14 protein-coding genes are annotated in these 13702 nt (G+C 64.2%); 9 read left to right on the forward strand and 5 right to left on the reverse strand.

All coding sequences use genetic code 11. The features are described from left to right. Positions 1-51 precede the first annotated feature (51 nt). Entirely contained in the window at positions 52-372 is a 321-nt protein-coding gene (locus ACN4F8_RS10905) for a hypothetical protein (RefSeq protein ID WP_419473614.1), read from the forward strand. Positions 373-375: 3 nt separating this feature from the next. On the opposite strand, the gene mpl is transcribed toward ACN4F8_RS10905, so the two are convergent. Further along, positions 376-1761, reverse strand: coding sequence for a UDP-N-acetylmuramate:L-alanyl-gamma-D-glutamyl-meso-diaminopimelate ligase (gene mpl / locus ACN4F8_RS10910; RefSeq protein ID WP_419473615.1), 1386 nt, complete (start codon positions 1759-1761; stop codon positions 376-378). 89 nt (positions 1762-1850) lie between these two features. Here mpl and ACN4F8_RS10915 point away from each other — a divergent pair, with 89 nt between their 5' ends. The 7 genes from ACN4F8_RS10915 to ACN4F8_RS10945 all read left to right on the forward strand — a co-directional run bounded on the left by ACN4F8_RS10915 (position 1851) and on the right by ACN4F8_RS10945 (position 7901). After that, positions 1851-2474: a hypothetical protein gene (locus tag ACN4F8_RS10915; protein ID WP_419473616.1), complete on the forward strand. Its 624-nt coding sequence runs from the start codon at positions 1851-1853 to the stop codon at positions 2472-2474. Further along, a complete protein-coding gene (locus ACN4F8_RS10920) occupies positions 2471-2998 on the forward strand; it encodes a TlpA family protein disulfide reductase (protein WP_419473617.1) in 528 nt (175 codons plus the stop codon). Before ACN4F8_RS10915 ends, ACN4F8_RS10920 begins: the two co-directional genes overlap by 4 nt. Before the next feature lie 251 nt (positions 2999-3249). Then, positions 3250-3708: an acetyl-CoA carboxylase biotin carboxyl carrier protein gene (gene accB, locus ACN4F8_RS10925; RefSeq protein WP_419473618.1), complete on the forward strand. Its 459-nt coding sequence runs from the start codon at positions 3250-3252 to the stop codon at positions 3706-3708. A gap of 16 nt (positions 3709-3724) precedes the next feature. Beyond that, entirely contained in the window at positions 3725-5074 is a 1350-nt protein-coding gene (gene accC / locus ACN4F8_RS10930) for an acetyl-CoA carboxylase biotin carboxylase subunit (protein ID WP_300653982.1), read from the forward strand. A 13-nt stretch (positions 5075-5087) separates the two neighbouring features. Beyond that, complete coding sequence (prmA, locus tag ACN4F8_RS10935; RefSeq protein WP_419473625.1) at positions 5088-5972, forward strand: 50S ribosomal protein L11 methyltransferase; 885 nt, start codon at positions 5088-5090, stop codon at positions 5970-5972. 30 nt (positions 5973-6002) lie between these two features. Beyond that, entirely contained in the window at positions 6003-6980 is a 978-nt protein-coding gene (locus tag ACN4F8_RS10940) for a DUF3426 domain-containing protein (protein WP_419473619.1), read from the forward strand. Positions 6981-7010: 30 nt separating this feature from the next. After that, positions 7011-7901: a carbohydrate kinase family protein gene (locus tag ACN4F8_RS10945; RefSeq protein ID WP_419473620.1), complete on the forward strand. Its 891-nt coding sequence runs from the start codon at positions 7011-7013 to the stop codon at positions 7899-7901. Positions 7902-7963: 62 nt separating this feature from the next. Here the strand turns inward: ACN4F8_RS10945 and ACN4F8_RS10950 are convergent, their stop codons facing one another. The 3 genes from ACN4F8_RS10950 to ACN4F8_RS10960 form a co-directional block, all read right to left on the reverse strand. Then, on the reverse strand, positions 7964-8512 hold the full coding sequence (locus ACN4F8_RS10950) for a histone H1-like DNA-binding protein (RefSeq protein WP_419473626.1): 549 nt from the start codon (positions 8510-8512) through the stop codon (positions 7964-7966). A 225-nt stretch (positions 8513-8737) separates the two neighbouring features. Beyond that, the gene (locus ACN4F8_RS10955; RefSeq protein ID WP_419473621.1) at positions 8738-9937 is read right to left on the reverse strand and encodes a ribonucleotide-diphosphate reductase subunit beta; all 1200 of its coding nucleotides are present in this window, start codon (positions 9935-9937) and stop codon (positions 8738-8740) included. Positions 9938-10076: 139 nt separating this feature from the next. Next, on the reverse strand, positions 10077-12995 hold the full coding sequence (locus ACN4F8_RS10960) for a ribonucleoside-diphosphate reductase subunit alpha (RefSeq protein ID WP_419473622.1): 2919 nt from the start codon (positions 12993-12995) through the stop codon (positions 10077-10079). Here ACN4F8_RS10960 and ACN4F8_RS10965 point away from each other — a divergent pair. Continuing rightward, a complete protein-coding gene (locus tag ACN4F8_RS10965; RefSeq protein ID WP_419473627.1) occupies positions 12928-13101 on the forward strand; it encodes a hypothetical protein in 174 nt (57 codons plus the stop codon). The genes ACN4F8_RS10960 and ACN4F8_RS10965 overlap by 68 nt on opposite strands. A gap of 337 nt (positions 13102-13438) precedes the next feature. Here ACN4F8_RS10965 and ACN4F8_RS10970 read toward each other — a convergent pair. Beyond that, the coding region (locus tag ACN4F8_RS10970; RefSeq protein ID WP_419473623.1) for an N-acetylmuramoyl-L-alanine amidase at positions 13439-13702 on the reverse strand (264 nt) is incomplete at its 5' end.

Here is a 13702-nt window from a genome sequence, read left to right on the forward strand (position 1 = left end):
GTGCCTCGCCACAGGCGAGGGCCACAATGGAAGCCCACCAGGAGATCCACCATGCGAAGCCAAGTCACCGTGAGCTGGGGCGCCCGCGCCACCTACCACTTCGATCTGGAAGAGGTGCAGCCCATGCCGCACGACCTGGCGCGCAGCTGGCTGGACGAGCAGTTCACGTTCCTCGGCTGTGAACCCATCCGGCCCACCGGCAAGGTGCTCACGGCCGACAAGATTCTGGGTGTGGCCGAGGCCGTGGGCGAAGAGCGGTTTCGCGACGAGGCGCACCGCGCCTGGGCGATGGCGTTTGCGCGCGCGGCCAGCGCGGCGCTGGCCAAACCGGTCATCACCGTCGATGTGCCCGCGCAGGCACTCAGCTACTAGGTTTCAAGCCGAGAGCGCTTTCAGCAAACGCTCGTGCACGCCACCAAACCCGCCATTGCTCATGCAGACGATGTGGTCGCCGGGCTGTGCGGCTGACACCACCTGAGCCACCAGCTCGTTGATGCTCTTGCCCACCTGGGCGCGTGCGCCCATGGGGGCCAGGGCCTCGGCGGCGTCCCAGTCGAGTCCGCCCGAATGGCAGAACGCGAGGTCGGCCGCTTCCAAGCTCCAGGGCAGCTGCGACTTCATGGTGCCCAGCTTCATGGTGTTGCTGCGCGGTTCGAACACCGCCAGGATGCGCCCGCGTGGACTGCCCAGGCGGCGCTGCAGACCGTCCAGCGTGGTGCGGATGGCAGTGGGGTGGTGGGCGAAGTCGTCGTAGACGGTGATGGCGCCACCCGCGCGCGCCACCGTGCCGCGCACCTCCATGCGCCGGCGCACATTCTCAAAGCTGGCCAGCGCCCGCGCCGCATCAGCCGGCGCCACGCCCACGTGTTCGGCCGCTGCAATCGCCGCCAGCGCGTTGAGCTGGTTGTGCACGCCGCTGAGCGCCCATTCCACGCGGCCCGCTGGTTGACCCTGGTTCAGCACATCAAAAGCATGAGGCTCACCCACAGCGGTGAAGTCGCTCACCGCCGCGCCAAAGGTGCGCAACTCGCTCCACAGGCCCTGGTGCAACACGCGGTCCAGGCTTTCTTCCAGCCCGTTGGACACCACCCGGCCTGAGGGCGGCACGGTGCGGATCAGGTGGTGGAACTGGCGCTCGATGGCGGCCAAGTCGTCAAAGATGTCGGCGTGGTCGAACTCGAGGTTGTTCAGGATGGCCGTGCGCGGGCGGTAGTGAACGAATTTGCTGCGCTTGTCGAAGAAGGCCGTGTCGTACTCGTCCGCTTCAATGGTGAAGGTGTTGCCCGATCCCAAACGGGCGGACACACCGAAGTTCAAAGGCACACCGCCCACCAAAAAACCCGGCTGCAAGCCATTGGCCTCCAGAATCCAGGTCAGCATGGCGGTGGTGGTGGTCTTGCCGTGGGTGCCGGCCACGGCCAGCACATGCCGGCCCTGCAGCACGTGCTCGGCCAGCCACTGCGGGCCGCTGGTGTAGGCCGCGCCGCTGTCCATGATGGCTTCCATCAGCGGAAACTTCGGCGTGCCGTCGGCTTTGCGCGAGCGGCTCACCACATTGCCGACGACGAACATGTCGGGCTTGAGCGCGAGCTGGTCGGCGCCGAAACCTTCGATCAGGTCGATGCCGAGCGCGCGCAGCTGGTCGCTCATGGGGGGGTAAACGCCGGCGTCGCAGCCGGTGACGCGGTGGCCGGCTTCGCGGGCCAGGGCGGCCAGACCGCCCATGAAGGTGCCGCAAATGCCCAGGATGTGAATGTGCATCGGTCGATTCTAGGTGGCGGCCCACCCCGGTCTTGCGGGTATGCCTGTCCCGGGCCGCTTCAATCTCCCGGGCGGGCACAATCGACCAGATGGACGCCAGCCGGGACGACATCACCTGTGAAATTGCGGCCGTGGCCGCCCGCCTCGTGGCCGAAGACGGCCTGGAGTACGCGGCCGCCAAGCGCCAGGCCGTCAAACAGCTCGGTCTGCCGGCGCGCACAGCCCTGCCCGACAACGCCGCGCTGGAAGCTGCGGTGCGCGAACACATCGACATCTTCTGTGCCGATACCCAGCCCGGCGAGCTGCTCGCCCTGCGCGAACTGGCGCTGTTGTGGATGGAGCGCCTCAAGGCGTTTCGCCCGCACCTGGGCGGCTCGGTCTGGCACGGAACCGCCACGCGCCACAGCGATCTCTACATGCAGCTCTTTTGCGACGACCCCAAGGCACCCGAATGGGCCTTGCTCGATCACCGGGTGGAGTACCACCCAGGCACGGTGAACGGCTGGCGCGGTGAGCCGGTGGAGGCGCTGACCTTGCGCACCCGCTGCGACGCGCTGGGCCAATGGGTGCTCATTCATCTGATGGTGCACGAGCACGACGACCTGCGCGGCGCCCTCAAGCCCGATGCGCAAGGCCGCAAGCCGCGGGGCGACGCTGCGGTGCTGCGGCTGCGCATGGCCGGTGAGGCCGACACCACGGGAATGGACGAATGAAACTGCAACGAAGAACCCTCTTGATGACCGGGGCCGCGGTGGCCGCCGCCAGTGCGGGCGCCTGGGTGTCCTGGCGCCGCATCGCGCCGCAGCCCGTGTTGAGCGGCGCCGAGGCGGCTTTCTGGGCCGGTACTTTTGAAGGCCCCAACGGGGAGGCGGTGAATCTCACAGCCATGCGCGGGAAACCCTTGCTGGTGAACTTCTGGGCCACCTGGTGCCCACCGTGTGTGGAAGAGCTGCCCTTGCTCAACGCTTTCAACACGGCCAACGCTCCGCAAGGCTGGCAGGTGCTCGGCCTGGCGGTGGACCAGCCCAGCGCGGTGAGGCGTTTCCTGCAAAAACTGCCGCTGAATTTCCCCGTGGGCATGGCCGGCTTTGCCGGCACCGAGCTCAGCAAAAGCCTGGGCAACCCCAGCGGCAGCCTGCCGTACACGGTGGTGTTCGGGCGTGAGGGCGCGGTTCTGCACCGGAAGATCGGCAAGGTCTCCGAGGCCGACCTGGCCCAATGGGCACAACTGGGCTGACGCACGTCGGTGGCCTGCTCGACCGCTGGTCCCTTGCCGGGAATGGTCGGTCATAAAGGGCTAAATTCCAGCTTTGTCGTCAAAAACGGCCATGGGCGTTGCCCAGTGGGCTGGCAAGCCGGGTCCGCGCGAGCGTGTGCTACCGCACAACCCTTCGTGTACACTGCGGCACCCTGGCCGGTGGGGGTGGGTCGGCAATCTTGAAGTTGCTCGAACTTAGAACAAATTAGCCGCTTTTCGTTGGAGAAATCATGGATTTGAGAAAACTGAAGACGCTGATCGACCTCGTGTCCGAATCAAACGTGTCGGAGCTGGAGATCACCGAAGCCGAGGGCAAGGTCCGCATCGTCAAGAGCGCACCGGTGTCCGCCGCAGCCCCGGTGACCTACAGCATGGCGCCGGCGCCCGTGGCGCCTGCGGTGGTGCCGGCGGTGGAAGCGGCGCCCGCAGTGGCGGCAGCACCTGCCGAGCCAGTGGGCCACACGGTCAAGTCCCCCATGGTCGGTACCTTCTACCGCGCCTCCAGCCCGGGCGCCAAGCCCTTCGTGGAGATCGGCGACACGATCAAGGAAGGCGAGACGATCTGCATCGTCGAGGCCATGAAGATCCTCAACGAGATCGAAGCCGACAAGTCCGGCACCGTGACCAAGATCCTGGTGGACAACGGCCAGGCCGTCGAGTACGGCCAGCCCTTGTACGTGATCGAATAAAGAAGGCCCCGAGCCCATGTTCAAGAAAATCCTGATCGCCAACCGCGGAGAGATCGCATTGCGCGTGCAGCGCGCCTGCCGCGAAATGGGCATCAAGGCCGTGATGGTGTATTCCGAGGCCGACCGCGACGCCAAGTACGTGCGCCTGGCCGACGAGGCCGTCTGTATCGGCCCGGCGTCGAGCACCCACAGCTACCTCAACATGCCGGCCATCATCTCGGCCGCCGAGGTGACCGACGCCGAAGCCATCCACCCTGGCTACGGCTTTCTGTCGGAAAACGCCGACTTCGCCGAACGCGTGGAAAAAAGCGGCTTCACCTTCATTGGCCCCTCGCCCGATTCCATCCGCCTCATGGGCGACAAGGTGTCGGCCAAGCAGGCCATGATCCGCGCGGGCGTGCCCTGCGTGCCGGGGTCCGAGGGCGCTCTGCCCGACGATCCGGTGGTCATCAAGCGCACCGCCAAGGCGGTGGGTTACCCGGTGATCATCAAGGCCGCCGGTGGTGGTGGTGGGCGCGGCATGCGTGTGGTGCACACCGAAGCGGCGCTGTTGCACGCGGTGCAGACCACCAAGGCCGAAGCCGGTGCAGCGTTCGGCAACGCCGAGGTGTACATGGAGAAGTTTCTCCAGAACCCACGCCACATCGAGATCCAGATCCTGGCCGACACGCACCGCAACGCGGTGTACCTGGGCGAGCGCGACTGCTCCATGCAGCGCCGCCACCAGAAGGTGATCGAAGAAGCGCCGGCGCCGGGCATCCCGCGCCGCCTGATCGAGAAGATCGGCGAGCGATGCGCCACCGCCTGCAAGAAGATTGGTTACCGCGGAGCGGGCACTTTCGAGTTTTTGTTCGAGAACGGTGAGTTCTATTTCATCGAGATGAACACCCGCGTGCAGGTGGAGCACCCGGTGACCGAGTGGATTTCGGGTGTGGACATCGTGCGCACGCAGATCGCGGTGGCAGCCGGCGAAAAGCTGCCCTTCACGCAGCGCCAGGTTCAGCTGCGCGGCCATGCCATCGAGTGCCGCATCAACGCAGAAGACGCCTACAAGTTCACGCCCTCGCCCGGTCGCATCACGACCTGGCACGCACCGGGCGGCCCGGGTGTGCGCGTGGACTCGCACGCCTACACCAACTACTTCGTGCCACCGAACTACGACTCCATGATCGGCAAGATCATCGTGCACGGGGACACGCGTGAGCAGGCGCTGGCCCGCATGCGCACGGCGCTGGCGGAGACGGTGATCGAAGGCATCAAGACCAACATCCCGCTGCACCGCGAGCTGATGGTGGATGCGAGTTTTGTCGCCGGCGGCACCAACATCCACTACCTGGAAGAGTGGCTCTCCCAGCGAGAGCGCTGAACCGATGTCTTCCTTGTTCGAGCTGGTGCTCATGGTGCCAGAGGCCTCGGTTGAATCCGTGAGCGAAGCGCTGGACGCCCTGGATGCCCTGAGCACCTCGGTGGAAGACGCCGACGCCATGACCGACGCCGAGCAGGCCTTGTTTGGTGAACCCGGCATGCCGCCGCCCAAAGAGGGCTGGCAGCGTTCGCGCGTGGTGGCGCTGTTTGCATCCGAATCGGCGGCGCGCGAGGCGGCCGATCTGCTCAAGCTGCAGGATTTTTTTGAAGGTTGCGCGGTGCTGGGTGTGCAGGCCGTGCCCGAGCAGGACTGGGTGCGGCTGACGCAGTCGCAGTTCACCCCGGTGGAGATCACACCCACGTTCTGGATCGTGCCGAGCTGGCACGAGCCACCCGAAGCCGCCGAGCAGGTCATCCGGCTCGACCCGGGTCTGGCGTTCGGCACCGGCACGCACCCCACCACCCGCATGTGTCTTCGCTGGACGGCGCAGCACCCACCGGTGGGTTCGCGTGTGCTCGACTACGGTTGTGGCTCCGGCATCCTCGCCATCGGCGCGGCCAAGTTCGGCGCGCGCGAAATCGTGGCGGTGGACATCGACCCGGCTGCCGTGGAGTCGACCCGGCTCAACGCCTCGGCCAACCACGTCACGCTGAGCGAAGGCCTGCCCGACATCGCCCAGGGTGAACACGACCTGGTGCTGGCCAACATCCTGGCCACACCGTTGAAGGTGCTCGCGCCGCTGCTGTGCTCGCACGTGCGCTCGGGCGGCCACCTGGTGCTCGCGGGCATCCTCGCGCGCCAGGCAGATGAGTTGATCGAGGCCTACGCGCCCTGGGTGGCGTTGCAGGTCAGCGACGAAGAAGAGGGCTGGATCCTCATGACCGCGGTCAAGGCCTGAGCCGCCGCACAGCGCCCCGATAATCGGCGCATGAGTTTCACCACCCGTTGCCCGGCTTGCGGAACGACCTTCAGGATCGTTGCCGATCAACTGAAGATCTCCGAGGGCTGGGTGCGTTGTGGCCACTGCGCCGATGTGTTCGATGCCACCCTCTACCTGGAGCCCTGGGTGCCGGGTACCCCGGCGCCCGCCGGGTCATTGCCTGACCCGACTGAATTCCAGGTGCCGCAGGTCGAGCTCACCACGGCCAGCGATCCCCACGAGGACGAACTCGTCACCAGACCGCCTGCGATGCTGCCGGACGACCCCCCCGCAGACGCCTCAGCTGAGGTGGATTTCAGCACCGAACTCCAGCGTTTTGCAGCGGCCAAGGCAACGGCTGAAGCCGAGGCTGCTGTGGCGACGGCATCCGAGGCCAGCGTCAAGCCGCCTGCGCCGACCCTCGCAAGCGCCGACACCGAAACCGGTGAGAGCGAGGCTCCCGAGGCGGTGCCCGGTTTCGTGCGCCAGGCGCAGCGGCGCGCGTTCTGGCAGTCGCGCGGTGTGCGTTTGGGGCTGTCGTTTCTGGCGCTGCTGCTGGCTGCTTTGCTCATTTCCCAGTGGGCGCTGCATGAGCGGGATCGGATCGCTGCCTGGAGACCCGATCTGTTGCCGTTGCTGCAGCGGGTTTGCGCGCCGATCGGATGTGCTGTTGGTCCGGTGCGCAACATCGACGCCATCGTGATCGACAGTTCCGCGCTGGTGCGCCGGCTCGGCAATTTCCATTCGTTCGATCTTGTGCTCAAGAACACCGCCGACATGGCGCTGGCTCTCCCGGCCCTTGAGCTGAGCCTGACCGACACGCGTGACGAAGTCATTTCGCGCCGCGTGTTCCTGCCCGAAGAGTGGCCCGATGCGCCCGCCGTGATGCCTGCGCAAAGTTCCTTGACCGTGAGCTTTCGCCTCTCGCTCTCGGTGGGTGAGGCCACACCGATGGCAGGCTACCGTGCCCTGGTTTTCTACCCCTGATTTTTCCCAACCTTTCGGATCGACCTCACCATGCCCATTCTTGTTTGCGGATCGCTGGCCTTCGACACCATCATGACATTTGAAGGCCGCTTCGCCGAGCAGATCCTGCCCAGCCAGCTGCACATCCTCAACGTGTCGTTTCTGGTGCCAGCCCTGCGCCGCGAGTACGGCGGTTGCGCCGGCAACATCGCTTACGGTCTGCGGCAACTGGGTGCGCACGCCGTGCCCCTGGCCACGTTGGGTAACGATGGTCAGGAGTACCTGGAGCGCCTGCGTTCGCTGGGTGTGGACACCGCGCATGTGAACAGCGCGACCGAGAGCTACACCGCGCAGGCCATGATCATGACCGACCGCGACAACAACCAGATCACCGCGTTCCACCCAGGCGCCATGTCGATGGCGCACGACAACCCGGTACCCGCGCGCACGGACATTGCAGTGGCCATCATCTCGCCCGACGGGCGCGACGCGATGCTCACCCACGCGAAGCAGCTGCGCGCAGCCGGTGTGCCGTTCGTGTTTGATCCGGGCCAGGGGCTGCCCATGTTCAACGGTGAGGAACTCAAGCAGTTCATCGAACTGGCCACCTGGATCACGGTGAACGACTACGAAGGCAAGATGTTGTCCGACCGCACCGGCTGGTCGTTTGAGGACATCGCATCGCGCGTGCGCGGCCTCATCGTCACGCTGGCCGAGCACGGCTGCGAAGTGTGGGAAGGGGGTCAGAAGACCCTGGTGCCGGGAGTGAAGGCAACCAAGGTGGTGGACCCCACCGGTTGCGGTGATGCGTTCCGCGCGGCGCTGCTGCACGGGCTGGAGCAAGGCTGGTCGCTGGCGCGCTGCGTCGATCTTGGTAACCGCATGGGCGCTGCGAAGATCGCGACCCGTGGTGGTCAGAACTACACCGCTCCATCGGTCTGAAGCGGGCATGAAAAAGCCCGACGCTTTCGCGCCGGGCTTGCCAAGTCATCGCAAGGACGACTTCAGGGCTTGCTGGACGTAGGAAACGGCCAGGCAGCCTGAGGGTTGAGCTTCGTTTGAGCCGCAGGAGCAGCAGGGGCCGCCGGCTTCTTGGCCGGCTCAGCTTTTTTTGCTGGGGCTGCCTTCGCGACAGCGGCCTTCTTGGCCGGAGCTGCTTTCTTCGCAGGCGCTGCTTTTTTGGCAGCAGGCTTTTTGGCAGCAGCTTTCTTCGCTGGTGCAGCCTTCTTCGCAGGCGCCGCTTTCTTCGCTGCTGGCTTCTTGGCTGCGGCTTTCTTCGCCGGTGCAGCCTTCTTCACCGCTGGCTTCTTCGCTGCTGGCTTTTTGGCCGGTGCAGCTTTTTTCGCAGCGACTTTCTTTGCCGGTGCAGCCTTCTTCGCAGGAGCCGCTTTCTTCGCTGCTGGCTTTTTGGCCGGTGCAGCTTTCTTCGCGACAACTTTCTTGGCCGGGGCGGCCTTCTTCGCAGGAGCTGCTTTCTTCGCAGCGACTTTTTTGGCCGGGGCGGCCTTTTTCGCCACAGCTTTTTTAGCCGGGGCTTTTTTCGCAGTTGCCATTGTTTTCTCCTTGATCAAGTTGCAAAGAGCACTTCATCCGGTCACTGTGCCGGTGAAGTGATTCAACGCGCTGGAGCCGTGTGGATGCATCCACGGCTGGCCCCAAGGTGTTGAATCCTGTGACAAAACCCTGCTCCCGACACCGAGGTGCCCGCAGCAAGGTTTTGAAATGTCGAAACGCATGTGAGATGGGTTCAATTGGGCAGTGCGACCCCGGCGGTGGCGTCAGTCCCAGGACAGGGCGCCGCCCGTCTGGTATTCGATCACGCGGGTTTCGAAGAAATTGCGTTCCTTCTTGAGGTCGATCATCTCGCTCATCCAGGGGAACGGGTTCTCTTCGTTCGGAAACATGGGCTCCAGGCCGATCTGCGTGGCGCGCCGGTTGGCGATGTAGCGCAGGTAGCCTTTGAACATGGACGCATTCATGCCGAGCACGCCGCGCGGCATGGTGTCTTCGGCGTAGCGGTACTCGAGTTCGACGGCCTTGAGGAACAGCTGCTTGATCTCTTCCTTGAATTCGGCCGTCCACAGCATCGGGTTTTCCATCTTGATCGCGTTGATCAGATCGATGCCGAAGTTGCAGTGCATGGACTCGTCGCGCAGGATGTACTGGTACTGCTCGGCGGCACCGGTCATCTTGTTCTGGCGGCCCAGTGCGAGGATCTGCGTGAAGCCGACATAGAAGAACAGGCCTTCCATGAGGCAGGCGAAGACGATCAGGCTCTTGAGCAGGCGCTGGTCGGTTTCGGGCGTGCCGGTGTGGAAGTTCGGGTCCATGATCGCTTCGATGAAGGGGATCAGGAACTCATCCTTGTCGCGGATCGACTGGACTTCGTTGTAGGCGTTGAAGATCTCGGACTCGTCCAGACCCAGCGACTCCACGATGTACTGGTAGGCGTGCGTGTGGATCGCTTCTTCAAAGGCCTGGCGCAGCAGGAACTGGCGGCACTCGGGCGCGGTGATGTGGCGGTAGGTGCCCAGCACGATGTTGTTGGCGGCGAGCGAGTCGGCGGTGACGAAGAAGCCGAGGTTGCGCTTGACGATGCGGCGCTCGTCGTCGGTCAGGCCGTTGGGATCTTTCCAGAGCGCGATGTCGCGGCTCATGTTCACTTCCTGCGGCATCCAGTGGTTGGCGCAAGTGGCGAGGTATTTTTCCCATGCCCACTTGTACTTGAACGGCACCAGCTGGTTGACGTCGGTCTGGCCGTTGATGATGCGTTTGTCGGCAGCGTTGACGCGATGGCCTGCGGTGGCTGCAACTGGCGCCTTCGCTGGCGCAACGTTCGACGAAAAAGAGGGAGCGAGGGAAGCGGAGGAGGCGGTGCGCTCACTCGACAGTGAGGCTTGCAGACCCTGCATGCTGGAGGGCATGGGGTTGTTCGCTGGCTTCGTGGAGGGCGTGGTGTGATCGTCCCAGGTCAACATAGGTGTTTCCAATTCCTCGGATTATCAAAGTGTCTGCATGAATTGCAAAGTGCTCTTGCGTGATGCGCTGTGTTTGTGTTGCTGTGTTGCATCGATTGCATCTCGATGAACACAGCACACATCAAAGCGTCTCGCTCATTTACTGACACGCTTCGCAACCGGGGTCGTCGATCGCGCAGAACTTGATGTCGGTGGCGGGTGCTTCGGACAACGCTGCGCTCGATGCCGCAGCTGCATTCGCAGCGGTGGTGGCGGCCATGCCGGCGGTGGTCGCGTCCAGTGAAACCGCGTTGAGTTGGCCCGTGCGGCCGGTGGATTTTTCGGCTTGTGTGGCCGAGGTCGTGCGCAGGTAATAGGTGGTCTTGAGACCACGCAGCCACGCGAGCTTGTAGGTGTCGTCGAGCTTCTTGCCCGATGCGCCGGCCATGTAGATGTTCAGGCTCTGCGCCTGGTCGATCCACTTCTGGCGGCGCGCGGCAGCTTCCACCAGCCACAGCGGTTCCACTTCAAATGCGGTGGCGTAGAGCGCCTTCACTTCTTGCGGCACGCGGTCGATCGGACGCAGCGAACCGTCGAAGTGTTTGAGGTCCATGACCATCACGTCGTCCCACAGGCCCAGGCGCTTGAGGTCTTTCACCAGGTAGCCGTTGATGACGGTGAACTCACCCGACAGGTTGGACTTCACCGACAGGTTGCCGAAGCAAGGTTCGATGGATGCGTCCACGCCGATGATGTTGGAGATGGTTGCGGTGGGAGCGATGGCCACGCAGTTGGAGTTGCGCATGCCGTCGGTGGCGATCTTCTGACGCAGTGCGTCCCAGTTCATGCTGACCGAGCGGTCCACGTCCACATAACCACCGCGCTCGCGCGACAGCAGGTCCAGCGTGTCGGGCGGCAGGATGCCCTGGTCCCACAGCGAGCCTTTGTAGCTGGCGTAGCGGCCGCGCTCGCGAGCGAGTTCGGTGGAGGCCCAGTAGGCGTAGTAGCAGACGGCTTCCATCGAGCGGTCGGCGAACTCCACCGCTTCGCTGGAAGCGTAGGGAATGCGCAGTTCGTACAGCGCGTCCTGGAAGCCCATGACGCCCAGACCCACTGGGCGGTGGCGCATGTTGAAGTCGCGCGCCTTCTTGACGGCGTAGTAGTTGATGTCGATCACGTTGTCGAGCATGCGCATCGCGGTCTTGATCGTCTTCTGCAGCTTCTCGTGGTCCATCTGACCATCCTTCAAGTGCTGCAGCAGGTTGATCGAGCCCAGGTTGCACACCGCGGTTTCGGTGTCGCTGGTGTTGAGCGTGATCTCGGTGCAGAGGTTGGAGCTGTGCACCACGCCGGCGTGTTGCTGCGGGCTGCGCACGTTGCAGGCGTCCTTGAACGTGATCCAGGGGTGGCCGGTCTCGAACAACATCGACAGCATCTTGCGCCACATGTCGGTGGCGGGCACCTTGCGGTAAGGCTTGATCTCGCCGCGCGCCGCTTTTTCTTCGTAGGCCACGTAGGCCTTCTCGAAGTCGGCACCGAACAGGTCGTGCAGGTCGGGCACGCTGTTGGGCGAGAACAGGCTCCACTCGCCTTTTTCCATCACGCGCTTCATGAACAGATCGGGAATCCAGTTCGCCGTGTTCATGTCGTGCGTGCGGCGGCGGTCGTCGCCGGTGTTCTTGCGCAGCTCCAGGAATTCTTCAATGTCCAGATGCCAGGTTTCCAGGTAGGTGCAGACGGCGCCCTTGCGCTTGCCGCCCTGGTTCACCGCCACGGCGGTGTCGTTGACCACTTTCAGGAACGGCACCACACCTTGCGATTCGCCGTTGGTGCCCTTGATGTGGCTGCCCAGGGCGCGCACGCGGGTCCAGTCGTTGCCCAGGCCGCCGGCGAACTTGGAGAGCAGCGCGTTTTCCTTGATCGACTCGTAGATGCCGTCGAGGTCGTCGGGCACGGTGGTCAGGTAGCAGCTGGAGAGTTGTGAGCGCAGCGTGCCGCTGTTGAACAGCGTGGGGGTGGACGACATGAAGTCGAACGAAGAGAGCACTTCGTAGAACTCGATGGCGCGGGCTTCGCGGTCAATCTCGTTCAGCGACAGGCCCATGGCCACGCGCATGAAGAAGGACTGGGGCAGTTCGATGCGGGTCTTGCGCACGTGCAGGAAGTAGCGGTCGTACAGGGTCTGCAGGCCGAGGTAGTCGAACTGCAGGTCGCGCTCGGGCTTGAGCGCAGCGCCCAGGCGGGCCAGATCGAACTGCAGCAGGCGCTCGTCGAGCAGGTCGTTGTCCACGCCCTTCTTGATGAATTGCGGGAAGTAGTCGGCATAGCGCGCGCCCATCTCGGAGGAGGGCACTTCTTCGCCCATGACTTCCTTGACGATGGTGTGCAGCAGCAGGCGCGCGGTGGCGTAGGTGTAGTCGGGGTCTTTTTCGATCAGCGTGCGCGCAGCCAGGATGGACGCCTTGTAGACCTCTTCGATCGGCACGCCGTCGTACAGGTTGCGCTTGGTCTCGGCCACGATCGGGTCGGCGTGGATGTCCTTGCCCAGACCGCTGCACGCGTCGGCGATCAGTGACTGCAGGCGCTGCAAATCCAGCGGCACGCGCTGGCCACCGTCGATCACGTGCAGCGTGGCTTCCGCCGGTTTGGCCACTTCGGCTTGGTGGGCGCGCTCTTGTGTGCGGCGCTCGCGGTACAGCACATAGGCGCGGGCGACTTCGTGGTGGCTGCTGCGCATGAGGCCGAGTTCAACCTGATCTTGCACGTCTTCAATGTGGAAGGTGCCGCCACCGGGACGCGAACGCATCAGCGCCTTGACCACCGCGCCGGTGAGCTCGTCCACCGTCTCGCGCACGCTGGCCGAGGCCGCGCCCTGGGTGCCGTGCACAGCCAGGAAGGCTTTCATCATGGCCACGGCGATCTTGCTGGGTTCGAACGAGACCACCGCGCCGTTGCGGCGGATGATCTGGTACTGGGCGAACACCGAACTGGTCGCGGTGGTGGAGGTCGACGTGGATGAACCCATGGGCTGCTTCTGGGAGGCGGATGGTGTGGCGGGGGTGGGGGAAGCGGTCAGCATGGTTCCTCTTTCATTTGTTGTGATGGGCCTGCTCGCAAGGCGCGGGGTCGTGGAGCAAGACGTTTGGTTTCAGATCGGGTTCGCGGCGTTGTTCGGGGTGACTTGAAGTTCCCAGCGGGGTGAAAACGGGCCGGAACAACGTGGACTGTGTCGAATCTGGAAACGCAGAGCACACACTATATCTGGTGTGTGGGTGGTCTTCAAGACACTACGGGTAGTGTTTGCAGAAAAAACCACCCCGACAGCCGGCATGGGGTTCAGGCGGTTTTGGAAGGAACCTCGTCGCCCCCAAGTGTCGCCGTCACGGGGCGGCCTGGAGTGCCCGAAAAATCTGGGTGTTGCCGCTTGGGAGCAGCAACGGCGGGCATTGCAGCGCGATTTGCCCCCGTGTGCCGCGAACGGCGTGAGGCCCCGCGACGGGGGCGATCACCCGACCTTGCGTGTCAGGCGGTGGGCGGATTCGTGCCGGTCACGGCATCGGGGAAATACGCACTTGACCAGGCCAGCACCTGTTGCAAGCGTGCCCAGTCGAATCCGGGGCCCGGGTCTTGTTTTCGACCAGGGGCAATGTGCTCGTGACCCGCTACGTGGGCCACGGGATAACGTTCCTGCAGATGGCGGCACAACCGGCTCAGGGTGTCGTACTGCGCGGCGGCTCCTGGCACGACTACGATAACCGCTGCCGCTGCTCGTCCCGCATCAACCTC

Source organism: Hydrogenophaga sp. (assembly GCF_048549895.1).
GTDB lineage: Bacteria > Pseudomonadota > Gammaproteobacteria > Burkholderiales > Burkholderiaceae_C > Hydrogenophaga.